This is a genomic window from Stenotrophomonas sp. Sm6012 (assembly GCF_030985895.1).
GTDB lineage: Bacteria > Pseudomonadota > Gammaproteobacteria > Xanthomonadales > Xanthomonadaceae > Stenotrophomonas > Stenotrophomonas forensis.
In genome coordinates this window covers 14,097-37,284 of the sequence record NZ_JAPTFX010000031.1, presented here as the reverse complement: position 1 = coordinate 37,284, position 23,188 = coordinate 14,097, and the positions used below count along the sequence as shown (strand labels likewise).

Here is a 23,188-nt window from a genome sequence, read left to right as displayed (position 1 = left end):
CGGCCAAGCCCCCAGGGACGGGTTTACGGCGTCCCCCGCAACCGGACCCACCCCGCCAACCCCAGGAACCCAGCTTCTGCTCCGGCTGTTGCTGTTGCCTTGGCCTGAAGCAGGCGCCGGGTGCAACCCGGCCGATACCCTCCCGGTGCTACGCTGTGGGCACCGACAACCACGGAGGCGGGATGGGGGCGATCGTGTTGTTGCCGCTGTGCGTGGACGACGCTGCGCTCGACCGCTGCCTGGCGGCGCTGGATGCCGGCACCGCAGCGGGTACCGCGGTCTGGCTGGCCGACGATGCGCAGACCGGTCCGCGTGCGCAGGCAGTGGTGGAACACTGGTTGGCACATACGCCGCTGCAGGCCGAATACACCCGGCGGGCACGGCCGCTGGGCGAAGTCGCTCACCTTGATGAAATGCTGCGGGCCTGCGATGGCCTGGACGTGGCAGTGCTGGCACCGGACAGCGTGCCGGCGCCGGGTTGGCTGCAGCAGCTGCAGGACGCCTTCGCCCGCGATGCCGCCATCGCCACCGCGACGCCATGGTGCAATGCCGGGGAAACGGCGGCCTGGCCTCGGCTGGGCGAGATCAATCCCGAACCCCAGGACCCGGCCGTGCTGGCGCACACCTGTGCCACGCTGCCGACGCTGCATCCGGAACTGCCTTCAGCGGTCACCCATGCGGTACTGGTGCGCGGCAATGCGCGCCGTCGTGCCGGTGGCCTGGATGTGGACAGCTACGCCGGCTGGCACGCTGCACTGGTTGATCTCAGCCTGCGCATGGCCGGGCTGGGATGGCGTAACGTGCTGTGCGAGACCGCCTTCGTCAGCCGGGCAGGGGAGGCGATCAGCCGCGACGGTGATCTTGAAGCGCTGGCCGCGCGCTGGCCGGGCTGGGTGCCACGGCTGGCCGACTTCCTGATGCATGATCCGCTGCATGGACTGCGTGCCGACCTGCAACAGCGCATGCAGCAGGCGATAATGCCGCGCGAACAGGGCGACCTGTTCGTCCCGCCCGCGCCGGAGCCACCTGCTTGAATGTTGCCATTGCCGCCATCGTCGTCACCTACCAGAGTGGCAGCACCATCGATGCCTGCCTCTCGCGCCTGCGCCAGGCGCAGGATGTGGCCGAGATCCGGGTGATCGACAATGGTTCGCTGGATGGCACGCTGGACATCGTGCAGCGGCATGCCAGCCATGATGCCCGTGTGCGCTTCGTCGGCAATCCGGACAATCCCGGTTTTGCCGCCGCCAACAACCAGGGCGTGGCCGACTCGGCCAGCCCGTGGCTGGCCTTCATCAACCCGGACCTGATGGTCGAAGCGGATACCCTGGCCGAGCTGCGCCGCCGTGCCGAGGCGCTGGGCGATTGCCTGCTCGGCGTCGAGCAGCTGGACGAGCATGGCCGGGCCGACGAGGCGGTACGCCGTCGCGATCCTGATTTCCTGTTGATGCTGCGGTCGCCCGGCCGGGGTTCGAAACTGGCGGTGCCGCGCGATCCGCACCAGGCCCTGCAGCGCGTGCCGGCGCTGTCCGGTGCATTGCTGATGATGCCGCGTGTACTGTTCGACCGCATCGGCGGTTGGGATGCGGGCTACCGCCTGCATGCCGAAGACCTGGACCTGTGCCGCCGTGCGCGCGAGGCCGGCGCGGTGGTGGCGATCGCCAACGATCTGCAGGTGACCCACGTCCGCGGTGTCTCCAGCCGCTCGCGGCCGTTCTTCGTCGAGTGGCACAAGCACAAGGGCCTGTGGCGCTACTTCCGGAAATTCGAGGCGAAGCAGCGCCCGCTGCCGGTACGGGCTGCGGTATGGGCGGCGATCTGGGCGCATGCGCTGATGCTGGTACCACGCCTGCTGCGCAGGTCGCTGTAGCAGAGGGCGGCGGCGGACCCCCGGTTCACCCCGGCGGGCGCATAATCCGCCCCATGCCTATCATCCAGTCCCTGCTCGACACCGACCTGTACAAGTTCACCATGATGCAGGCGGTGCTCCATCAGCACCCCGGCGCCCAGGTGCAGTACCGGTTCAAGTGCCGCACCCCCGGCATCGACCTGGCCCGTTACATCGACCAGATCGACGAAGAAATCGACCACCTGTGCACCCTGCGCTTCAGTGACGCAGAGCTGGATTACATGCGGGGCCTGCGTTTCGTAAAGCCGGACTTCGCCGATTTCCTCGGCCTGTTCCATCTCGACCGCAAGTACATCCAGCTGCGCGCGTCGAAGGCGGTGCCTGGCGAGATCGAGCTGGACATCACCGGCCCGTGGCTGCACACCATCCTGTTCGAAGTGCCGCTGCTGGCGATCATCAACGAAGTCTGGTTCCGCAACACCACCACGGCCGACTTCGCCGAGGGCGAGCGCCGGCTGCAGGCCAAGGCCGCGCTGCTGCGTGATACCCCCGGCTTCGAGCAATGCCGCATTGCCGACTACGGCAGCCGCCGCCGCTATTCGCGTGACTGGCACGCGCGCCTGCTGCCGTTGCTGCGCGATGCCCTCGGCCCGCAGCTGGTCGGCACCAGCAACGTGCACTTTGCCCGGCTGTACGGCATGACCCCACACGGCACCATGGCCCATGAGTACCTGCAGGCGTTCCAGGCGCTGGGCCCGCGCCTGCGCGACTCACAGGTGGCGGCACTGGAATCGTGGGCGCGCGAGTACCGCGGTGACCTCGGCATCGCGCTGTCCGACGTGGTCGGCCTGGACGCGTTCCTGCGCGACTTCGACATGTACTTCTGCAAGCTGTTCGACGGCGTCCGCCATGATTCGGGCGATCCGTTCGACTGGGGCGACCGCATGCTGGCGCACTTCCAGCAGCGCCGCGTCGATCCGCGCAGCAAGGTGCTGGTGTTCAGCGATGGGCTCGACATTCCCAAGGTGATGCGCCTGTACGACTACTTCCGCGGTCGCTGCCAGGTCGCATTCGGCGTCGGCACCCACCTGACCAATGATCTGGGCCCGACGCCGCTCAACATTGTCATCAAGATGGTCCGCTGCAATGGCCAGCCGGTGGCCAAGCTCAGCGATTCGCCGGGCAAGAGCATGTGCGACGACCCGGGTTACCTGGCTTACCTGCGCCAGGTCTTCGAGCTGCCGCAGCCGGAATGACCGCGCCGGTGAGGGCGGGCGCTTACAGGTAGTCGACGACCACCAGATAGGCGCCCTGCAGCGGCTGCTGCTGCGAAGCCTGGACGCGGTAGCGTTCGGAGAAGGCGATATCGCCGGCGCGCATCGCGCTGGCCGACACCGACAGCTTCTGGCCCTGGCGCTTGCCGTCGCGCAGCGTCGCAGCCTGGCCATCGGCCAGCGCCGTCACTTCCACCGTCGAGCCCTTGGCCGACGGCGGGCAGGCCGCCAGGCTCAGTTCGCCCTGGGACAGGTTCGTCGTGCAGCCCGGCTCGGCAATGCGGCCGCTGAAACGGATGTTGCCGCTGCTGGCCTGGGCCAGCGCACTGACGGACATCAGGGCCACGCACAGCAGAATGGAGTTCCTCATGACACGTTCTCTGGTTCGGTGTGTCCTAGTTAGCGACAGCTTCGATCAGCCTTTAATAGGACGAGTTCGAATCTGCTAGGGCCATCACCAAGAAAGAGTGATGCGCATCAAAGAAGCTGATTTCCGCCTGAAAAAGGCCGGAGTCCGTGCATGCCGGGTGCGCCACTCAATGCGTCATTGAACGTCGTTTGCGGCCCGACCGGGCCCGCGTCAAATCCTCCACGCCCCACAGGGCGCCATTCCGCTTAGCACGTCACATTTGAGCCGTCAATAAATTGGCGTTCATAAAAATAATGAGACTTTCATCACACTTGTGCCTATACTTGCGTCACGGATTCAGGGGAAGGTATGTCCGAGTCCGGCCACAGGTGAGACGCAAGGATGGGTCTTGTTAGCCCGGCAGTGCTCCTTGCTTCCTCCTCTACTTCTCATCTCTTCAGTAGGGTTAGGTAAAAGCGAATGCACAAGAACACTCTCATCGCCGCTCTGATGCTGGCCGCCGCTCCGCTGGCCGCCAATGCCGCCGACGGCACCATCACCTTCAATGGCAAGGTCACCGACAAGACCTGCACCATCTCGACCCCGGGCGGCAAGGACTTCGCCGTCAACCTGCCGACCGTGTCCAAGAACACCCTGGCCACCGCCGGTGCCGTTGCGGGCCGTACCCCGTTCGCCATCAACCTGACCAAGTGCAGCGCCGGCAACGTCGCCACCTACTTCGAGCCGGGTTCGACCGTCGACTTCAACAGCGGCCGCCTGGTCAACCAGGCCTCGGCCAACGCTGCCACCAACGTGCAGCTGCAGCTGCTGGGCTCCAACAACCAGTTCCTGCCGATCAAGGCTGCCGGCGCTGGCCTGGCCCAGACCAACTCGCAGTGGGTCACCGTCGGCACCGACGGCTCGGCCGACCTGAACTACTACGCTGAGTACTACGCCACTGCCGCCGCCACCCCGGGCGACGTCACCAGCAGCGTCAAGTACACGATCATCTACAACTGATCGTCGCCGTACCCGCATTGGCCGGCGTACGCGCCGGCCAGTGCTCCACGGCCGCTGGCCACACCTCTCGAGCGTAGTACTTCCGATGAAAGCATTCTTTCCCCGGGCGCTGCTGCTGGCAGCGTTCACGCTGCCCTTCTGCCAGGACGCACTGGCCGGCGTGGTGGTCAATGGCACGCGGGTGATCTACCCGGCGCAGGCGCGCGAAGTCACCGTGCAGGTCGACAACGTGGGCGACTCGCCGGCCCTGGTGCAGGCCTGGATCGACAGTGGCGATGCCAACCAGACCGCCGATACCAGCGATGCCCCGTTCGTGCTGACGCCGCCGATCGCGCGCGTCGAGCCGGGCCGCAGCCAGGCGCTGCGCGTGATCTTCTCCGGTGCGCAACTGCCGGCCGATCGTGAGTCGGTGTTCTGGCTGAACGTGCTGGACGTGCCGCCGTCGCCGGACAACGCCGACAACACGGGCGAACAGAATTACCTGCAGGTCGCGTTCCGTTCGCGCCTGAAGCTCTTTTACCGGCCGCAGGGCCTGAAGGGCGTCGCCAACGACGCACCGGCAGCGCTGCGCTGGACCCGCACGGGCGACCGCCTGCGCGTGGAAAACCCCAGTCCGTTCCACGTCACGCTGGCCGAAGTGCATGCCGTGACCGGCAGCAGCGAAAAGGCCGTCGAGGACAAGGGCGCAATGGTCGCGCCGAAGCAGAGCCTGGAGTTCGCCGCGCCGGCGGGCACCGACCAGGTGCGCTTCATCACCATCAACGATTACGGCGGCCGGGTGGAACACACGATCCGCCTCGGCAGCACCGGGGGCTGAACGCGCCGCGCCGGCCCAGGGCCAGCGCATCCCGCCACCGCCGCCGCGCGGCGAATTGAAGGAATGTCAGTGTGATCGGAAACAGATTGACATTGTCGATCCACCAGGCGATCTGCCTGTTGGCAGCTGGCGTGGCCTGCCCAGGATGGGCATTGGCAGCGCCGGCCAATCTGGGCGAGCAGGCGCTGATGGCGCAGAGCGGCGCAGCCAATGCGCGTGCCCCGGAATCGGCCCAGTTCAATTCCAGCTTCCTGTCCGGCCAGGCCAAGCAGGTCGACCTGGCGGCCTTCAGCAATGGCAACCCGATGGTGGCCGGCACCTACCGCGTCGACGTCTACGTCAACGGTGGCTGGCAGGGCCGTCGCGACCTGCAGTTCAAGGCCGACGCGCAGGGCCATGTCGATGCGTGCCTGCCGCTGCCGATGCTGGAAGAAATGGGCGTGGACAGCGAGGCCGTGCTGCTGCAGCAGGACCCGACGCTGCCGACAGACAAGACCAGCTGCGTGCCGGTGCAGCAGCGCATGGCCAATGCCTACGGCATCTACGACAGCGGCAACCTGCGCTACGACCTCAGCATCCCGCAGGTGTTCCTGCGCCGCGAAGCGCGCGGCTACGTCAACCCGGCGCTGTGGGACCGTGGCATCAACGCCGGCTTCGTTGGCTACAGCTTCAATGCCATCGACAGCGACAGCCGCGTCGAAGGTGGCCAGCGCAACCGCAGCGCCTACCTCGGCCTCAATGCCGGCCTGAACCTGGGCGGCTGGCAGTTCCGCCACGACTCGAACCTGACCTGGTCCGAGGGCGATGGCCGCCACTGGCAGAGCATCGCCACCTACGCGCAGCGCGGCATCCCGCAGGTGCGTGGCATGCTCACCATCGGTGAGGCCTACACCACCGGCGAGCTGTTCGATTCGATCGGCTACCGCGGCGCCAGCCTGGCCAGCGACGACCGCATGCTGCCCGACTCGCTGCGCGGCTACGCGCCGGTCGTGCGCGGCATCGCCGAAACCAACGCGCGCGTTGAAGTGCGCCAGAACCAGCAGCTGATCTATTCCTCCACCGTGTCGCCGGGCAGCTTCGTCATCGACGACCTGTACCCGACCGGCTACGGCGGCGACCTGGAAGTGAGCGTGATCGAGGCCGATGGCCGTCGCCGCGAATTCAAGGTGCCGTTCGGTTCGGTGCCGCAGATGCTGCGCGAAGGCGTGTCGCGCTACGCGCTGACCGCCGGCCAGGTCCGCAACAAGCTGCTGGCCGATGAGCCGTGGCTGGTGCAGGGTACCTACCAGCGCGGCATCGGCAACCAGCTGACCCTCTACGGCGGCAGTGCGCTGAGCGATGGCTACTTGTCGCTGCTGTACGGCGTGGGCCTGTCCACGCCGGTCGGTGCGTTCGCGGCCGACGTCACCCATGCGCGCACCTCGTTCGATCACTACGGCAACCACACCGGTGCCAGCGTGCGCTTGAGCTACAGCAACATGATCGGCGAGACCGGGACCAACCTGACCCTGGCCGCGTACCGCTATTCGACCGAAGGCTTCTACAGCCTGCAGGACGCGCTGTATGGCCGCGACTCGGACAAGCGCGGCATCGATCCGACCACCCGTGGCCGCCAGCGCAGCCAGTTCCAGGTAACGCTGAACCAGCCGCTGGGCCGTCGCGGCGGCGCGCTGTACGTGACCGGCTCGGTGCGTGACTTCTACGACCGCGCCGGCACCTCCAAGCAGTACCAGGTAGGCTACAACAACGCCTGGCGTTCGGTGAACTTCGGTTTCTCCGCGCTGCGTACCGAAGAAGGCGTGCTCGGTCGTTCCGACACCCAGTACCTGCTGTCGATGAGCGTGCCGCTGGGCCGTGGCACCCACCCGGTGTCGTTCAGTGCCGACCTCGGCATGCGCGACCGCGGCGGCTACGACAACAGCCGCGTCGGCATCACCGGTTCTGCCGGTGTCGACAACAACTTCAGCTATGGCGCGGCCCTGTCCGATTCGCGCGAGGGTGGCACCACGGCGGTCGGCAATGTCGAGTACCGCAGCCGCTACTCGGCACTGAACGCGACCTACAGCCATTCGCGTGACTTCCGCCAGGCCTCGGTCGGTGCCAACGGCAGCGTGGTCGTGCATCCGGGTGGCTTCACCTTCACCCCGCAGCGCGGCGACACCATGGTGCTGGTCGAAGCACCGGGCGCGCGCGATGCCATCGTCAGCAACGCCCCGGGCCTGCGCGTGGACGGCCGCGGCTACGCGGTGGTGCCGTACGTGTCGCCGTACCGCCTCAACACCGTCACCCTCGACCCGCAGGGCATGGCCCACGACGTCGAGCTGGAAAGCACCAGCCAGTCGGTCGCGCCGTTCGCCGGTGCCATCAGCTACCTGCGTTTCGACACCCGCAAGGGCAACGCGCTGCTGATCCAGGTCCGCAACCCCGATGGCCGCAGCATGCCGTTCGGCGCGCAGGTCAAGGATGAGCAGGGCCAGCCGGTGGGCATGGTCAGCCAGGGGGGCCGCCTGTACGTGCGCAGCGAACAGAACCAGGGTCGCCTGCTGGTGGAGTGGGGCGCCGGTGCCGATCAGCGCTGCACCATTGATTACCAGGTTCCGGCGGGCGCCGACGCGTCCAAGACCGGCTTCATTCCGCTGGAGGCAGCATGCCGATGATTCCTTTCCGTGGCCGCAGGCTGCTGGCCACGCTGGCCCTGCTCGGTGGCGCGCTGCTGGCGCAGCAGGCCAGCGCCGCCTGCCGCATCCAGATCAACGGTTTCGTTGCCCAGGATGTGCAGATGGACATGGGCCAGATCGTGATCCTGCCCAGCACGCCGGTCGGTGGTGTGATCAAGGAACTCAGCGTGCCGATCAACCAGCAGAACAACGTCGCCCGTTGTGACTACTGGTATGGCGGCAGCTCGACCGGTGAGTACGTCAATGCGCCGCAGAAGCGGCCGGTGGCCGGCTTCGCCAACGTCTACGAGACCGGCGTTGCCGGTGTGGGCATCCGCCTGTTCCGCGACTCCGGCGCGATCCAGACCTATTACCCGCATTCCATCAACTTCGGCGCCAACTCCACCATCTCGCTGATCGGTGGCCAGTTCCGCATCCAGCTGATCAAGACCGCCGCGCAGACCGGTTCGGGCGTGATCGCGCCGAACGGCCGCTTCACCACCTACTACTTCGATGGCGACGGCCCCAGCCGCCCGGTGCTGACTTCGACCTTCCGCGGTTCGGGCACCACCGTGGTCAGCCCGACCTGCGAAGTGCAGGCTGGCAGCCGCAACATCGCCGTTGATTTCGGCAGCGTGCCCAACACCAGCTTCACCGGCGTCGGCTCGCGCGCGGTCGATCGTGACTTCGAGATCCGCCTGAACTGCCAGGGCAGCAACGTTGCGTCTTACCAGAGCAAGATCGGCATACGCCTCGACGCCGACCAGGACAGTTCGAACATGCCCGGCGTGCTGAAGCTGAGCGCGGCCACCAACAGTGCGACCCGCATCGGCATCCAGATGGTGCAGCGTGATGGCAGCACCGAACGCGAAGTCCGCTTCGGCCAGGCCATCAATGTCGGCACCACCGCGCCGGGTACCAGTGTCATGAGCCTGCCGCTGCGGGCCCGCTATGTGCAGACCCAGGCCGGGACCGTCGGTGCCGGTGTCGCCAACGGGCAGGCAACGTTCACGATCCAGTACGAGTAACACCGCTTTTTCCATCGCTGAGTACTGCCCCGCACGTCGCCTGTTCCGCAGGCGGCGTTGACTGCGTCTTGATGCCGCAAACGTGAAGATCGGAGCTATCATGACCGTACAGAAACATGAATGTGATGTGCGTCATGGAAATGACCTTCCCTTCACCGCAGCGCCTCCGCCATCGGGCCTTCCGCCCGGTTGAGGGGCGTTGAAAGGACCCGGCGTGACAGCAGCCCACCTTGCCATTGCCGGATTGCCTTCGGAGTTCGTTGAGATGCGCGGGGGCGGCCTGTACTGGGTCGTCGCGGCCGGCAGCGCGCCGACCGACCTGCTTGGTGCCGGCGTGCTGTCTACCGCCGCTGCGCTGCAGGACGCCGTTCTGGTGACGCTGGGCCGTGGCGCCGAGCCGATGCTGTCGCTGCTGGCGGACGACCAGGGGCCGGCACGCCTGCGCCTGTTCCAGCGTTCCCACCACGGCATGCAGCAGGCGCTGCGCGGCTTGCCAGAGGACCTGCCACGCGTGGCGTCCGCCGCTACCGGGCTCAGCCTGGTGCAGTTTCCGGTTGCCGCGCTGGATGGCTGGGATGACACGCGCCTGGCGCGCTGGTGCGAACGGCTGCAGCGCTGGGCCGGGCAGGCCGGCCAGATCGTGCTGCTGCTCTGCCATGGCGAAGTCGCCACCCTGGCACCGCGCCTGCTGCCCTTGAACCGCGCCTGTGCCGGCGTGGCCCAGCTGCACCCGCATCGCGGTGCCCTGCAGCTGCTGCTGCATTACTGGTCGAACAGTCATGGCGTGGTCGCGCAGCGTTCCTTTGGCGTGCTGCAGGAGGGCACGGGCCTGCGCCACGTGGCCGAGGCCGATACCGGTGGCGAGGCTGCCAGCCTTGCCAGCGGAAGTGATCGCGACGTCTTCCTCGCCCAGGCCGACGTGCTGGAGGGCGCGCCGCCGCTGTCCGCCGCATGGCGCCTCTACGAGGGCTGGGCCGGCCTGCTGCCGGCCGCACTGCAGGCGCGCGAGGCCACCGTGGTGCTGGCCATCAACGAGAACGCCCAGGTGGACGCGCTGGCGCGGCTGCTGCACCGCCTGCGCCGCGAGCGCGGCACCGCTCTGAAGCTGGTCGTGCGCGAGCTTCAGCCCTGCCTGCGTTACGCCGACGAACGCCTGCTGATGCAGTGCGGATGCAGCCTGGTGGTGCCGGCCGATACGCCGCTGCCACGCCTGCTGACGCTGCTGGAAACCGTGCAGCGGCAGCGCTGGCAGGGCCAGCTGGCCGATGACCCGGAGCCGCTGATCCGCGCCCATCGGCCGCCGTCGTTGAGCGGCCTGGTCAATGCCGCACGTTTCCGCCAGATTGCCGCAGAACGCATCGACCAGGACGGCAGCGCGGTGGAAAGCGCGGTGCTGGCCCTGCAGCCGGTTGCCGGGCTGCGCGCCGAACAGACCCTGCAACAGCTGCGCATCCGCCGCCAGGGTGATCTTGCCTGTATCTATCGCGGGCAGGTCCGCCTGTTCCTGTTCGGCTGCCGCCGCGATGCGGTCGAGCAGGCGCTGGGCAACCTGTTCCGCCTGCCATGGCGCGAACTGTTTGACGGCTATCAGCGCCTTGCCGAATACGACATCGCCGCGATGAATCCGAGCGGCAGTGATCCGGACGCCGAGCTGCTGCCCGAGGCGCCGGTTGCCTTGCCCGCAGTGGCTCCGGTGCGGGAAGCGCCGGCCGTCGTTGCCCCGAAGCCGCTGCGGCTGGGAGATACCGCATGACCACCGACCAGCAACTCTGGACCCTGATCGTCGCCTGCGCGGTCGTGATGATTCCCTTCGGGGCCATGCTGGGCACCCTGTGGCGCGGGCTGCGCCGCCGTGCCACGCGCTGGTTGCCGCCCCGCCATCTGCGCCGCGCCGGCGTGCGCCAGCGTGCGCCGCGGAGCGCTGCATGAGTCCGCAGAACGTTCCCGCATCTCCGTTCGCCTGGGCCGACCTGCGTGGCTGGAACCTGTATTTCCTGTCCAAGGTGGTGCTGGCCTGGATGGGCGCGCTTGACCTGAAGATCCTGCCCAACCTGCTGTTCCTGGGCGCGCTGCTGGTTCCGCTGCGCTGGCGATGGGCACGCATCGCACGCACCATCGTTGCCGTGCCGGTAGGCGTGGCGCTCTATTACCAGGACACTTGGTGGCCACCGTTCCAGCGCCTGCTGGTGCAACCAGGCGTGCTGGATTTCTCGGCCGACTACTGGCTCGAACTGGCCCAGCGCTTCATCAACTGGCAGATGGTGGCGGTGCTCGCGCTGCTGCTGGTGGCCTACTTCCTGCTCAAGCCGTGGCTGCGCATCACCACCCTGAGCGTGCTGGGCATGCTTGGCCTGGCCGTCATGGCGATACCGATGCCGGCGGGCTGGAACTGGGGGCAGGGCACCGCCACGGCGGCCAGCACAGGGACCGCCGGGGCGACGACAGGGGGACTGCCGCCTGCCAACAACGACACGCTCAATGCGTGGCTGAGCAGTTTCTACCAGCAGCAGGCCAGCCTGAAAACCAGCTTCCCGGCACCGGCCAGCGGTGCTCCGTTCGACGTCATCATCCTCAACATCTGCTCGCTGGCGTGGAGCGACCTGGATGAAGTCGGGCTGCGCCAGAACAACCTGCTCGACCACATGGACGTGGTGTTCGACGATTTCAATTCGGCCACCGCCTACAGCGGCCCGGCGGCGATCCGGCTGCTGCGCGCCAGCTGTGGCCAGACCTCGCATACCAAGCTGTTCGACCCGGTGCCTGCCGAGTGCCAGCTGTTCTCGAACCTGCAGCGGCTGGGCTTCCAGAGCGAGCTGGCGATGAACCACGATGGCCACTTCGACGACTTCATCGGCGAGCTGCACCAGTACGGTGGGCTGCAGGCACAGCCGATGGATATCAGCGCCTTCCCGAAGGCGCTGGTGGCGTTCGACAAGTCGCCACTGCGCCGCGATGGCGACGTGCTGATGGCGTGGTGGAAGCAGCGGCTGGCCGAAGCCCCGCAGCAGGTGGCGCTGTTCTACAACACGATCTCGCTGCATGACGGCAATCGCATCGTCGGTGCCGATGGCCGATCCAACGCCGCCGACTACAAGGCGCGCGCGGAGATGGTGCTGGGTGACATGGCCGGTTTTGTCGATGCGGTGGAAAAGAGCGGCCGGCGCGCGATGATCGTGGTGGTCCCCGAACATGGCGCCGCGCTGCACGGTGACCGCATGCAGATTCCGGGCATGCGCGAGATTCCCAGCCCGTCGATCACCCACGTGCCGGTGGGCGTCAAGCTGGTCGGGATGGGCGCACCGGCGGCCGGTGGCCCGCGCCACATCCCCGAGCCGAGCAGCTACCTGGCCGTGTCCGAGCTGGTCTCGCGCGTCTACGCACTCAACGCGCAGTCGCCGCCGAGCGAACGCAACTGGGACAGCCTGCTCAAGGGCCTGCCGCAGACGCCCTCGGTGTCGGAGAACGAAGGCGCCAAGGTCATCGACTACGGCGGCAAACCCTGGCTGCAGTTGCAGGGCAGCCAGACCTGGAGCCCCTACCCGGAGGATGCGCGCTGATGCCTGCCGACATTCTTGCCGTGCCCGCCACCCTGTCCGTGGAAGAGGACGACATCGATCTGCTGCGCCGCAGCCTGGATATGCCGGAGCTGCCCTACGTGGATTTCTCGGCCCAGCATGAACGTGCCCAGGCGCTGGCGCGCTGGCCGCTGCTGGCGGAACTGGAGCGGTGCGGATGAGCAACGTGTTGTCCCTGCAGGGCGTCCATGGCGGCACCGGCGTGACCACGGTGCTGGCCGCGCTGGGGCAGGGCCTGCATGCCCAGGGCCAGCGCGTGCTGCTGGTGGAATGCAGTCCCGACCAGATGCTCGGCCTGCATCTGGGCCTGCCCGCCGATGTCGAAGGTGGCTGGGCGCGTGCACAGCTGGACGGCAGCGACTGGCGCGATGCCGCCTATGCCATCGCGCCCGGCTTGGCCGTGCTGCCCTATGGCCGGGTGGATGCCGAGGGCGCGATGCAGGTCGAGCAGCAGCTGCGCCAGGCGCCCGCCACCTGGGCCGATCGCCTGCCGCTGCTGCAGGCCCAGTTCGACTGGATGCTGTTCGATCTGCCGCAGCGCCTGCCGGCACATGCGGCAGCCATCAACCAGCACGCGCGCTGCACCCTGCCGCTGCGCCTGGCCTGCGTCGATCCGGTCAGTCATGTGGTCCTGCAACGGCAGCCGGACGACGAGCGCCGGGTGCTGGCCAACCGCTACGACCCGGCCGTTCCGGTGCAGCGCGATCTGATGCAGCTGTGGCTGCACACCCATGCCAAGCGGCTGGTGCCGCAGCCGTTGCATGAGGATGCGCGGGTGCCGGCCGCACTCGCCAGCAAGCAACCGCTGGGGCGCTATGCAGCGAACTCGCTGGCCGCGGCCGACGTCGACGGCCTGGTGCTGTGGTGCCTGGCTGAAGCGGCGCGGCGACAGCACCGCGAAGGCGTCCCCTGATGGGCGCCCGGGTCTACTACCTGGGCTGGGGGCGCCTGCGCGAGCGGGTGCATGCCTCCTGGCCGACGCGGGCCCTGTTGTGGTTGCTGCAATGGACCGGGTGGGCCTTCCTGCGCCTGGAGGGACCGGCCTGGCAGTCGATCGCGCCGCGCCTGCGCAACGCCTTCCCGCAGATCCAGGGTGACCGTCGCTGGCGTCCGGGTGATCCGCTGCGCCTGCTGATCCAGGCCGCCTGGCTGTCAGTGGTGCGGCTGGTGCCGAAGGCGTCGAAGCGGCGGCAGCGCCTGGCCGACGCCAACCGCCAGCGGATTGCCGAGCTTCGCGGCGCCGCAGGCCGAGGCCGGCTGCGCTATCTGCGGGCGATGAGCGATGCGCCCAGCGAGTTCTGGAACAGCCGTTTCGCAGGCTGGTTCGGGCAGCGGGTCCGCGCCCTGTCGCCGCGCTCGCGCCATCTGCTGACGCTGTTGATCGGGTTGCTCACGCTCGGGCTGGCGGCGCTGTGCATCACCCAGCCGTTCACCTACGTCGCGCAGTTCGTGTTCGTGCTGCTGCTGTGGATCATCGCCCTGCTGGTGCGGCGCATGCAGGGCCGCTACGCCACGCTGGTGCTGGTGGTGCTGTCGATCACCGTCTCCTGCCGCTACCTGTGGTGGCGCTATACCGCCACGCTGAACTGGAACAGCACCTTCGACCTGGTCTGCGGCGTGATCCTGCTGGCTGCGGAAACCTACTCCTGGCTGGTGCTGATGCTGGGCTACGTGCAGGTCGCCTGGCCGTTGCGCAGGCGACCTGCGCCGCTGCCGGCCGACGTGCGGCAATGGCCGACGGTGGACGTGCTGATTCCCACCTACAACGAAGACCTGGCGCTGGTACGGCATACCGTGTACGCCGCGATGGGCCTGGACTGGCCTGCGGACAAACTGCGCATCCACATCCTCGATGACGGCAAGCGCGAGGAGTTCCGTGCCTTCGCCGAGCGCGCCGGGGTGAACTACATCACCCGTACCGACAACCGACACGCCAAGGCCGGCAATCTCAACCATGCGCTCACCCTGATCGATGGCGAGCTGGTGGCGATCTTCGACAGCGACCATCTGCCGGTGCGCTCGTTCCTGCAGATCACCTGTGGCTGGTTCCTGCGTGACCCGAAGCTGGCGCTGGTGCAGACCCCGCATCACTTCTTCTCCGCCGACCCGTTCGAGCGAAACCTGCAGGTGTTCCGCAGCGATCCCAACGAGGGCGAGCTGTTCTACGGGCTGGTGCAGGACGGCAACGATCTGTGGAACGCGGCTTTCTTCTGTGGCTCCTGCGCGGTGCTGCGGCGCGAGGCCATCGATGCGATCGGCGGCTTCGCCACCGAGACCGTCACCGAAGATGCGCATACCGCCCTGCGCCTGCACCGCAAGGGCTGGAATTCGGCTTACCTGCGTATCCCGCAGGCGGCCGGGCTGGCCACCGACAGCCTTGGCGCGCACGTCAACCAGCGCATCCGCTGGGCGCGCGGCATGGTGCAGATCTTCCGCATCGACAACCCATTGCTGGGCAAGGGGCTGAGCCTGTTCCAGCGCTTCTGCTATGCCAACGCCATGCTGCATTTCCTTGCCGGCATCCCGCGGCTGGTGTTCCTGACCGCGCCGCTGGCGTTCCTGCTGCTGCACGTCTACATCATCTACGCCCCGGCGCTGGCCATCCTGCTGTTCGTGGTGCCGCACATGGCCCATGCCAGCCTCACCAATGCCCGCATCCAGGGCAAGTACCGCCGCCCGTTCTGGGGCGAGGTGTATGAGACCGTGCTGGCCTGGTACATCGCGCGGCCCACCACGGTGGCACTGTTCAGCCCGGGGCGCGGCAAGTTCAACGTCACCGACAAGGGCGGCACCCAGGCCGGTGACCGCTTCGACTGGCGGGTGGCGCGGCCCTATCTGGTGCTGGCACTGCTGAATGTGCTGGGCCTTTGTTTTGCCGTGTGGCGGTTCATGCACGGGCCGGCCGATGAACGCGGCACGGTGGTCGTCAGCTCGCTGTGGGTGCTGTACAACCTGCTGATCATCGGCGGAGCGCTGGCCGTGGCCGCCGAAGTGCAGCAGGTGCGGCGCACCCATCGCGTCACCACCCGCCTGCCGATGGCGCTGGAGATTCCCGATGGCCGGCGCCTGCGTGGCGTGCTGCAGGATTACTCCAACGATGGCGTTGGCGTCGAGCTGGGCGAAGATGCCCAGCTCGCCGAAGGCCAGCAGGTACAGGTGCTGCTGGGGCGCGGGCGGCGTGAATTCGCTTTCCCGGCACGCGTGCAGCGCACCGTCGGCCACCGCTTGGGCCTGCTGCTGCTGTTCGAGGACGAACGCCAGCGCGTGGAGTTCGCCCAGTGCACGTTCGCGCGCGCGGACGCATGGCTCGACTGGCATGCCGGCTATCAACCCAAGAGCCTGCCGCGCAGCCTGTGGAGCGTGCTGGTCCTGGGCTGGCGCGGTTACCGCCGGATGGGCGATTTCACTCCGTTCGACCTCGACCGCCCGGCACACTGGAATCGTCGCCTGCTGCGATGGCTCGCCAGCTTTGCCCCGCAACGTCCGCTTTCTTCCCACCCGGCTGACCCAGCCGCTGATCCAGGGCTTCGTCCATGAGCATTCCGTCTTCTCTGCGCTGGCTGTTGTTGCCCCTGCTGGCCCTGCCGGTGGCATCCGGCAACAGTGCTCCTGCTCCGGTGCCGCCGCCCGCACCGGCGAATGCCGCGCCGGTGGCAGCGCCGCCTGCGCTGCCCGCGACCTCGGCCACCGCCGCGGTTCCGGCCGAGGCAGCGGCGCTGACCCAGACCTGGGCCGGCAGCGCCTGGCCCTGGCAGCGGCAGAGCACGTTTGCCCAGCTGGGGCGTCGCCAGGACACACTGTTGTCCGGCGTGCGCAACGCCACCACGTTCGAGTTCCAGGTCCGCCGCGACCGCCTGGTGCGCGATGCGGAACTGGACCTGAGCTTCACGCCTTCGCCGTCGTTGCTGCCGACCCTGTCGCATCTGCGGGTCTACCTCAACGACGCGATGATGGGCGTGGTGCCGATCAGCAACGATCAGCTGGGGCGCCCGGTGCAGGCCAAGCTGCCGCTGGATGCGCGGCTGATCGCCGACTTCAACCAGGTGCGGCTGGAGTTCGTCGGCCACTACACCGACATCTGCGAAGAACCCACGCACAGTTCGCTGTGGGTCAACCTGTCCAGCAACAGCACCCTGCGCCTGGGTGGGCAGCCGCTGGCGATGCAGGACGACCTGGCGAACTTCCCGCTGCCGTTCTTCGATCCGCGCGACACCGCGCGGCTCGAACTGCCGGTGGTGTTCGCCGGCACCCCGAGCCTGGCGCAGCAGCGCGCGGCGGCGGTGATGTCGTCGTACTTCGGCAGCCTCGCCGGCTGGTGGCGGCAGGCGCGGTTCCCGGTGAGCTTCGGCGCGCTGCCCGGGAAGGGCCACGCGGTGGTGCTGGCCGTGAACGGGAAGTTCCCCGCGGTGATCGGCAACCACGCGCCGGTGAAGGGCCCGGTGATCGAGTTGATGGCACTGCCGGACGACCCGCAGCGCAAGCTGCTGCTGGTGCTGGGCCGCAACGATGACGACCTGCAGAAGGCAGTGGCCGCGATGGCGGCCGGCAACGTGCTGTTCCGCGGGCGCCAGGTCAGCATTGACGAGATCAAGCCGCTGGCCCCGCGCAAGCCGTACGACGCCCCGAACTGGGTGCGCACCGACCGCGCCGTGCGCCTGGCCGAACTGCTGGACTATCCGCAGCAGCTGCATGCCAACGGTGTGTCGCCGCAGCCGATCACGGTCAACCTCAACCTGCCGCCGGATCTGTTCATCTGGCGCAACCAGGGCATTCCGCTGAACCTGCGCTACCGCTACACGCCGCCCTTCGGCAGCGACGAGTCGCGGCTGGGCGTTGCGATCAACGATCAGTTCATTTCCAGCTTCCCGCTGGTGCGGCGCACCGGCAAGCAGGGCCTGGAAGAGATCCGTCTGCCGGTGCTGGCCGGTGATGCCGGTGCCGACGATGGCCGCCTGTTGATTCCTGCACTCAAGCTGGGTGACCGCAACCAGCTGCGCTTCGACTTCAACTTCGCCAGCGTGATGGGCAGTGCGCAGCGCGATCATTGCCAGACCGTGCTGCCACCGAACCTGCAGGCGGCGATCGAGGAAGATTCAACCATCGACTTCTCCGGCTTCCATCACTACATGGGCCTGCCGGACCTGTCTGCATTCGCCCTGAGCGGTTTCCCGTTCACGCGCATGGCCGACCTGTCCGAGACCGTCGTGCTGGTGCCGCCCGCTGCCAGCGAGGCGCAGGTCAGCCTGCTGTTGAACCTGGTGGGCGGCCTGGGCGTGCAGACCGGCTACCCCGCCTACGGCCTGCGCCTGTCCGATGACTGGAAGCAGGCCAGCGCACTGGATGCGGACCTGCTGATGCTGGGCGCATTGCCGGTCGAGCTGCGCGGCAGCCAGCAGCTCTCGCTGCTGATCGATGACCAGCGCACGCGGCTGCTGAACGGCCAGTCGCCTTCGCCGCAGCAGGCGATGGAGCAGGCACGGCGTGGCAGCCGCGATGGCGACCCGGCGGTGACCGAGGTTGCGGTGACGGCGCAGGCACCGTTTGCCGCGATCATCGGCATGCAGTCGCCGCATCATGCCCAGCGCAGCATCGTCTCGCTGGCCGCCAGCAATGCCGCGGACTATGGCCTGCTCGACGACGCGCTCAGTGATACCGGCAAGCGCGAGGCGATTGCCGGCTCGGTGGCGATCCTGCGCACATCCGGCATCCACAGCCAGTTCGTGGGTGAGCACTACTACGTTGGCGCGCTGCCGTGGTGGCTGCTGCTGTGGTACCACCTGGCCGACCATCCCGCATTGCTGGCGGTACTGGCCACGCTGGTGGTGCTGATGTTCGCCTTCCTGCTGTGGCGCACGCTGCGCTGGGTGGCCGCCAAGCGCCTGGATCCGGGGCACTGATGGCGCGCACGCGGCACCCGCTGGTGACGGCATCGGGGCTGGTCCTGCTGGGACTGGCCGGTGCCGGCCCGTGCGCGGCGCAGGCGTTGCCGGCCACACCGGGAGGCACGGTGGCCGAGCAACGCCAGTGGCTGCTGCAGCAGGTGCGAATCGGCGAGGCCACCGGCCGCCAGAGCCTGATCGAAGACGCGTTGGCGCGGCTGCGGATGCTGGCACCGGATGATCGCGGCACGCTGGTGGCGATCCTGGAAGTGCAGTTGTCGCAGCAGAAGCTGGACAATGCCGAAGCCACGCTGGCACGGCTGCGCCAGATCGGCGCAGGCAGTCGCGAGCTGGCGGCCGGCGAACGCCTGTGGCAGGCCTATCGCGGCGACCTGCAGCAGGAACTGCAGCAGGCCCGCCTGTTCGCCGCCGGTGGTCGCAGCGAGGAGGCACTGGCGATCTACCGGCGCCTGTTCAACGACGACCCGCCGGGCCTGCAGCTGGGCCTGGAATACTGGCGGCTTCGCGGTACCCAGGCCGAAGGCCGTGCACCGGCGATCCGTGCGCTCACCGAGCTCGATCGCAGCTACCCGGGCAATGTCACCCTGCTGCAGGCACTGTCGCAGCTGCTGTTCGCTGCGGGACGCGACAGCGAGGCACTGGCGGCGCTGCAGCGCATGGGGCGCAATCCGGAAGCGCGCGGCATGGCCGCCGACGCCGAATGGGCCTATCTGAAGGATCAGGCTGCCGACGAACGCAGCGTGCGCCGCCTGCAGGACTTCATCACCCGCAATCCCACATTTGCCGACATCGCACTGGTGCGCGAGCGCTACGCGGACCAGCACAAGCGGGTCAGTGACCCGGCCTGGCGCGCCGGGCTGCGCGGCCAGCAGCTGCTGGACGCGGGCCGTAATGAAGACGCCGAGCGCGCCTTCCTGCAGGCGCTGCGAGGCTATCCACGCGAGCCAGGCCTGCTTGGCGGGTTGGGCATGGCGTTGATGCGCCAGGGCCGCCGCGAGCAGGCCATCGCCTACTTCCAGCGCGCGGTGCAGGCAACACCGGCCGGCGACAGCAATGACAAGTGGCGCGACCTGATCGCCAGCACCCGCTACTGGCTGCAGCTGGACCAGGCCGATGCCGCGCTGAAGGCAGGCCGCCTGGACGAGGCCGAGCGCCTGTACGCGCAGGCACGGCGGCAGCAGCCGCGCGACGTCAATGCTGTGCTGGGGCTGGTCGACGTCGCCGTCGCGCGCGGTGACGATGCGGCCGCCGAACGCCAGCTGCAGAGCGCGCGGCGGATCGCGCCCAACGATGCCAACGTGGTGCGCAAGCTCGTGCAGCTGTATGGTCGCACCGATCCGCAGCGGCTGGAGGCCTTCATCAACGCGCTGCCCGCCGCACAGCGCAAGCTGTATGCCGAAGACCTGCGCCAGCTGCAGATCATGCGGCTGCGCGAGCGCCGCGAGCAGGCGCTGGCCGCCGGAGACGCCGCCACGGCCATCGAACTGGGAACGCAGCTGCGCGCGGAACTGCCTGATGATGCCTGGCTGGCCTATGGCCTCGGCAACGAGCTGCGTGCGGCAGGCCGGGAACAGGATGCCGACGCCGTGGTGGCCGACATGGCGCGGCGCAACGGCAGTGCAGAGGCGCGCTATGCGCAGGCGCTGTACCTGTCCGGGTCCGATCGCCTGCCGCAGGCACTGGCCGTGCTCGATGCATTGCCCCAGGCGCAGTGGGACGATGACATCCGTGCGCTGTCGGCACGCCTGCACCGTCAGCAGCTGACCGACCATCTGTGGGAGCTGCGCGCGCAGGGCAGGGAGGCCGAGGCCATCGCCCTGTTGCTGCAGCAACCGCCCAGCACCGACAACGACATGCTGCTGGCCGAGTGGGCCCGCCTGCGCGGTGATCACGCGCAGGCACTGCACTATTACCAGCGCGTGCTGGCCGCACAGCCGGACAACGTCGATGCGCAGCTGGGCCGGATCCAGGCCTGGATCGGCAGCGGCGACCTGGCCAGCGCACGCCGCCAGATGCAGGATGCACCGCCCCAGGTTGCCGATGAGGCGACGGGGCAGCAGCGCCAGCTCGCCACCATCTGGACCGATCTGCGCGAGGACGCGAAGGCGCTCGCGATCCTGCGTGCGCTGCTGGCACGCAGGACCGCGCCCGATGCACAGTCCTGGCGCGACGCGGCACGGCTGGTTCGCCGTGACGATCCGCAGCAGGCGCTGGACATGTACGCGCAGGCGATGGCTGACAATGGGCTGCTGGCACCGGCACAGGCAGCACCGCGCGACAACCGCGCGCTGACCCTGGCCAGCCGTGAGACCGCAGGCGACGACTGGCTGCGTCGCAGCCTGCGCAGTGATGTCGAAACCCTGTACCAGCAGGAGAATCCCACCCTGACCGTGATGCAGGATACGGGTCGCCGCAGCGATGGCACGCCGGGCATCTCGCGGCTGTCGCGTGATACCCGCATCGCGCACCTCGACGCGCCGTTCGCGGGTGGGCTGGGCTGGGCGCGCATCGAGCAGGTGCAGTTCGATGCCGGGCGCTTCCAGACCGATGCCAACGGCGCCTACGACGAAGACTTCGGCAGCTGCGATCTGGACCTGGTCCAGGCCGACGGCACGCGCCTGCGTGCACCGGGCTGCACCCGGTTCGTGCATCAGCAACGCACGTCCGGTGCTGGCTTCGCGGTCGGTTGGCGCACGCTGGACGATCGCTGGAATTTCGATATCGGCCATACGCCGTCCAACTATGCGGTCGGCAACTGGCTCGGCGGCCTTACCGTCAATGGAGACCTGGGCCGTTTCGGCTGGGGAGCCACCGTATCGCGGCGGCCGATGACCAATTCGCTGCTGTCGCAGGCCGGTGCATACGATCCGCGCAGCGGCATCCGCTGGGGCGGTGTCACCGCCAATGGCCTGACCTTCAGCCTGGGCTACGACCAGGGCGGCCGCAATGGCGTCTGGTCGAACTGGAGCTGGCATCGCCTGACCGGCGAGAACGTGGTGGACAACACGCGCGCCCGTGCGATGGTTGGCTGGTACCACAAGCTGATCCAGCGCACCGACATGCGCCTGGATGTCGGTACCACCGCGATGTACTGGCGTTACCAGAAGGATCTGGGCGGTTACTCGCTGGGCCAGGGTGGCTATTACAGCCCGCAGCGCTACGCATCGCTGAGCCTGCCGGTGAGCTTCGCCTGGCGCAACGACAACTGGTCGGTACGCCTGGATGGATCGGTCAGCGTGTCCAGCGCGCGCACGTCCTCTATCAGCCGTTACCCGGACCAGGCGCTGATCGAACGCGTGATCGCGCAGCTGGAACCGCAGTACGGCCCGCTGACACTGGACCAGGCTGGCCTGTACACCGGCGACAGCAAGAGCACCGGCACCGGCTACCGCCTGTACGGTGCGGTGGAGCGCCGGCTGGGTGACCACTTCGTGCTGGGCGCCGCCGGTACCCTGCAGCGCAGCCGCGACTTCTCGCCGAACTCGTTCCAGCTCTACCTGCGCTATACCTTCAAACCCTGGCAGGGCAACCTGCCGTTGCCGGTCTCTCCATTGGTGCCCTATGGCGAATTCCGCTGACCTGCACCGCCGGCGCCTGCTGCAGGCGGCCGTGGCCGTGCCGTTGCTCGGCTGGGGTGCCGCGCAGGCGCAACCGGCGCCATCGGCATCGCGCTGGCCTGCGTGGCAGGTGCTGCTCGACAGCAGCGTGAGCCGCGACGGGCGCATGATCGATCGCAGCCAGGACGATCAGCGCAGCACCTCCGAAGGGCAGTCGTATGCACTGTTCTTTGCGCTGGTGGCCAATGACCAGGCCCTGTTCGATCGCATCCTGGCCTGGACGCAGGACAACCTGGCCGGCGGTGACATGCGCCAGCACCTGCCGGCCTGGCTGTGGGGACGGGATGCCAAGGGGGGCTGGCAGGTACTGGACAGCAACCCCGCCTCTGACTCGGATCTGTGGCTGGCCTACGCGCTGCTGGAAGGTGCGCGCCTTTGGCGGCGTCCGGCGTTGCAGGCCATCGCCGAAGGCATGCTGCAGCAGGTGCGCGCGCGCGAGATCGTGCAGTTGCCGGGGCTGGGGCCGATGCTGCTGCCCGGCCCGCAGGGCTTCGTCGAAGGCGATGCGACCCGGATCAACCCCAGCTATCTGCCGTTGCCGCTGCTGCGACGGTTTGCATCGGTTGACCGCAAGGGGCCGTGGCCGGCACTGGCGGCAAACACGCTGCGGATGCTGCAGCAGAGCAGCCCGCACGGGTTCGCGCCGGACTGGGCGGCCTGGCAGGCCGGCGGTTTCGTGGCCGACCCGGTGAAGGGGGCGGTCGGCAGCTACGATGCGATCCGCTGCTACGCCTGGGCGGGCATGACCGCGCCGCGCGATCCGCTGTTCCGGCCGCAGTTGGCTGCGTTGTCCGGCCCGCTGCAGCGGCTGCGTAGTGGCGCCGCCATGTGGGAAAAGATCGACACCCGCAGCGGGCAGGGGCAGGGCGAAGGCAACTACGGCTTCCGCGCGGCGTTGCTGCCGTATCTGCTGGCCCAGGGAGAAAACGAGCGCGCCCGTGCACTGCAGGCCAGCCTGCCCAGCGCCGAGCAGCAGCGCGCCGATGCCCCGGCGTACTACTCGCAGATGCTCAGCCTGTTCGGGCTGGGCTGGGCCGAAGGGCGCTGGCGCTTCAACGCCGACGGCAGGCTGCAGCCGCGCTGGTGAGCCGCGCGCACTGCA

At 68.2% G+C, this 23,188-nt stretch carries 17 protein-coding genes; 16 read left to right on the top strand and 1 reads right to left on the bottom strand.

What is annotated here, in order from left to right:
* The first annotated feature begins 182 nt into the window (after nucleotides 1–182).
* The 3 genes from O0J73_RS08130 to pncB are packed head-to-tail and all read left to right on the top strand — an operon-like array spanning nucleotide 183 to nucleotide 3,105.
* Nucleotides 183–1,034: a glycosyltransferase gene (locus O0J73_RS08130; protein ID WP_308308458.1), complete on the top strand. Its 852-nt coding sequence runs from the start codon at nucleotides 183–185 to the stop codon at nucleotides 1,032–1,034.
* The gene (locus O0J73_RS08125; RefSeq protein ID WP_308308457.1) at nucleotides 1,031–1,870 is read left to right on the top strand and encodes a glycosyltransferase family 2 protein; all 840 of its coding nucleotides are present in this window, start codon (nucleotides 1,031–1,033) and stop codon (nucleotides 1,868–1,870) included. The genes O0J73_RS08130 and O0J73_RS08125 overlap by 4 nt, the downstream gene beginning before the upstream one ends.
* Before the next feature lie 53 nt (nucleotides 1,871–1,923).
* The gene (gene pncB / locus O0J73_RS08120) at nucleotides 1,924–3,105 is read left to right on the top strand and encodes a nicotinate phosphoribosyltransferase (protein ID WP_008264910.1); all 1,182 of its coding nucleotides are present in this window, start codon (nucleotides 1,924–1,926) and stop codon (nucleotides 3,103–3,105) included.
* A 22-nt stretch (nucleotides 3,106–3,127) separates the two neighbouring features.
* Here pncB and O0J73_RS08115 read toward each other — a convergent pair whose 3' ends face one another.
* Nucleotides 3,128–3,493 carry a hypothetical protein gene (locus O0J73_RS08115; protein WP_004154160.1) on the bottom strand — a complete coding sequence of 122 codons (366 nt, stop codon included), beginning with the start codon at nucleotides 3,491–3,493 and terminating at the stop codon, nucleotides 3,128–3,130.
* A 459-nt stretch (nucleotides 3,494–3,952) separates the two neighbouring features.
* On the opposite strand from O0J73_RS08115, the gene O0J73_RS08110 reads away from it, so the two are divergent.
* The 13 genes from O0J73_RS08110 to bcsZ all read left to right on the top strand — a co-directional run bounded on the left by O0J73_RS08110 (nucleotide 3,953) and on the right by bcsZ (nucleotide 23,173).
* Entirely contained in the window at nucleotides 3,953–4,492 is a 540-nt protein-coding gene (locus tag O0J73_RS08110; RefSeq protein WP_004154162.1) for a fimbrial protein, read from the top strand.
* Nucleotides 4,493–4,577: 85 nt separating this feature from the next.
* On the top strand, nucleotides 4,578–5,309 hold the full coding sequence (locus tag O0J73_RS08105; protein ID WP_008266722.1) for a molecular chaperone: 732 nt from the start codon (nucleotides 4,578–4,580) through the stop codon (nucleotides 5,307–5,309).
* A gap of 92 nt (nucleotides 5,310–5,401) precedes the next feature.
* Complete coding sequence (locus O0J73_RS08100) at nucleotides 5,402–7,966, top strand: fimbria/pilus outer membrane usher protein (RefSeq protein ID WP_308308459.1); 2,565 nt, start codon at nucleotides 5,402–5,404, stop codon at nucleotides 7,964–7,966.
* Entirely contained in the window at nucleotides 7,957–8,994 is a 1,038-nt protein-coding gene (locus O0J73_RS08095; RefSeq protein WP_164087420.1) for a fimbrial protein, read from the top strand. The genes O0J73_RS08100 and O0J73_RS08095 overlap by 10 nt, the downstream gene beginning before the upstream one ends.
* Before the next feature lie 214 nt (nucleotides 8,995–9,208).
* The gene (locus O0J73_RS08090) at nucleotides 9,209–10,747 is read left to right on the top strand and encodes a BcsE family c-di-GMP-binding protein (protein WP_308308456.1); all 1,539 of its coding nucleotides are present in this window, start codon (nucleotides 9,209–9,211) and stop codon (nucleotides 10,745–10,747) included.
* Nucleotides 10,744–10,923, top strand: coding sequence for a cellulose biosynthesis protein BcsF (bcsF, locus tag O0J73_RS08085; protein ID WP_040008940.1), 180 nt, complete (start codon nucleotides 10,744–10,746; stop codon nucleotides 10,921–10,923). The genes O0J73_RS08090 and bcsF overlap by 4 nt, the downstream gene beginning before the upstream one ends.
* The gene (gene bcsG, locus O0J73_RS08080; protein ID WP_197563867.1) at nucleotides 10,920–12,551 is read left to right on the top strand and encodes a cellulose biosynthesis protein BcsG; all 1,632 of its coding nucleotides are present in this window, start codon (nucleotides 10,920–10,922) and stop codon (nucleotides 12,549–12,551) included. The genes bcsF and bcsG overlap by 4 nt, the downstream gene beginning before the upstream one ends.
* Nucleotides 12,551–12,730 carry a cellulose biosynthesis protein BcsR gene (gene bcsR, locus O0J73_RS08075; protein ID WP_004154169.1) on the top strand — a complete coding sequence of 60 codons (180 nt, stop codon included), beginning with the start codon at nucleotides 12,551–12,553 and terminating at the stop codon, nucleotides 12,728–12,730. The genes bcsG and bcsR overlap by 1 nt, the downstream gene beginning before the upstream one ends.
* Nucleotides 12,727–13,482, top strand: coding sequence for a cellulose biosynthesis protein BcsQ (gene bcsQ, locus O0J73_RS08070; RefSeq protein WP_308308455.1), 756 nt, complete (start codon nucleotides 12,727–12,729; stop codon nucleotides 13,480–13,482). The genes bcsR and bcsQ overlap by 4 nt, the downstream gene beginning before the upstream one ends.
* Nucleotides 13,482–16,106 carry a UDP-forming cellulose synthase catalytic subunit gene (gene bcsA / locus O0J73_RS08065; RefSeq protein ID WP_308308454.1) on the top strand — a complete coding sequence of 875 codons (2,625 nt, stop codon included), beginning with the start codon at nucleotides 13,482–13,484 and terminating at the stop codon, nucleotides 16,104–16,106. Before bcsQ ends, bcsA begins: the two co-directional genes overlap by 1 nt.
* Complete coding sequence (gene bcsB / locus O0J73_RS08060) at nucleotides 16,103–18,466, top strand: cellulose biosynthesis cyclic di-GMP-binding regulatory protein BcsB (protein WP_308308453.1); 2,364 nt, start codon at nucleotides 16,103–16,105, stop codon at nucleotides 18,464–18,466. The genes bcsA and bcsB overlap by 4 nt, the downstream gene beginning before the upstream one ends.
* Nucleotides 18,466–22,047 carry a cellulose synthase complex outer membrane protein BcsC gene (gene bcsC / locus O0J73_RS08055; RefSeq protein ID WP_308308452.1) on the top strand — a complete coding sequence of 1,194 codons (3,582 nt, stop codon included), beginning with the start codon at nucleotides 18,466–18,468 and terminating at the stop codon, nucleotides 22,045–22,047. The genes bcsB and bcsC overlap by 1 nt, the downstream gene beginning before the upstream one ends.
* On the top strand, nucleotides 22,031–23,173 hold the full coding sequence (gene bcsZ, locus O0J73_RS08050) for a cellulose synthase complex periplasmic endoglucanase BcsZ (RefSeq protein WP_308308451.1): 1,143 nt from the start codon (nucleotides 22,031–22,033) through the stop codon (nucleotides 23,171–23,173). Before bcsC ends, bcsZ begins: the two co-directional genes overlap by 17 nt.
* Nucleotides 23,174–23,188: the final 15 nt, after the last annotated feature.

Excerpts from the sequence above, each read along its gene's own strand:
- O0J73_RS08130 (WP_308308458.1), top strand. The coding sequence starts at position 183 with ATGGGGGCGATCGTGTTGTTGCCGCTGTGCGTGGACGACGCTGCGCTC.
- pncB (WP_008264910.1), top strand. The coding sequence starts at position 1,924 with ATGCCTATCATCCAGTCCCTGCTCGACACCGACCTGTACAAGTTCACC.
- O0J73_RS08115 (WP_004154160.1), bottom strand. The coding sequence starts at position 3,493 with ATGAGGAACTCCATTCTGCTGTGCGTGGCCCTGATGTCCGTCAGTGCG.
- O0J73_RS08110 (WP_004154162.1), top strand. The coding sequence starts at position 3,953 with ATGCACAAGAACACTCTCATCGCCGCTCTGATGCTGGCCGCCGCTCCG.
- O0J73_RS08105 (WP_008266722.1), top strand. The coding sequence starts at position 4,578 with ATGAAAGCATTCTTTCCCCGGGCGCTGCTGCTGGCAGCGTTCACGCTG.
- O0J73_RS08095 (WP_164087420.1), top strand. The coding sequence starts at position 7,957 with ATGCCGATGATTCCTTTCCGTGGCCGCAGGCTGCTGGCCACGCTGGCC.
- bcsF (WP_040008940.1), top strand. The coding sequence starts at position 10,744 with ATGACCACCGACCAGCAACTCTGGACCCTGATCGTCGCCTGCGCGGTC.
- bcsG (WP_197563867.1), top strand. The coding sequence starts at position 10,920 with ATGAGTCCGCAGAACGTTCCCGCATCTCCGTTCGCCTGGGCCGACCTG.
- bcsR (WP_004154169.1), top strand. The coding sequence starts at position 12,551 with ATGCCTGCCGACATTCTTGCCGTGCCCGCCACCCTGTCCGTGGAAGAG.
- bcsQ (WP_308308455.1), top strand. The coding sequence starts at position 12,727 with ATGAGCAACGTGTTGTCCCTGCAGGGCGTCCATGGCGGCACCGGCGTG.
- bcsA (WP_308308454.1), top strand. The coding sequence starts at position 13,482 with ATGGGCGCCCGGGTCTACTACCTGGGCTGGGGGCGCCTGCGCGAGCGG.
- bcsB (WP_308308453.1), top strand. The coding sequence starts at position 16,103 with ATGAGCATTCCGTCTTCTCTGCGCTGGCTGTTGTTGCCCCTGCTGGCC.
- bcsC (WP_308308452.1), top strand. The coding sequence starts at position 18,466 with ATGGCGCGCACGCGGCACCCGCTGGTGACGGCATCGGGGCTGGTCCTG.
- bcsZ (WP_308308451.1), top strand. The coding sequence starts at position 22,031 with ATGGCGAATTCCGCTGACCTGCACCGCCGGCGCCTGCTGCAGGCGGCC.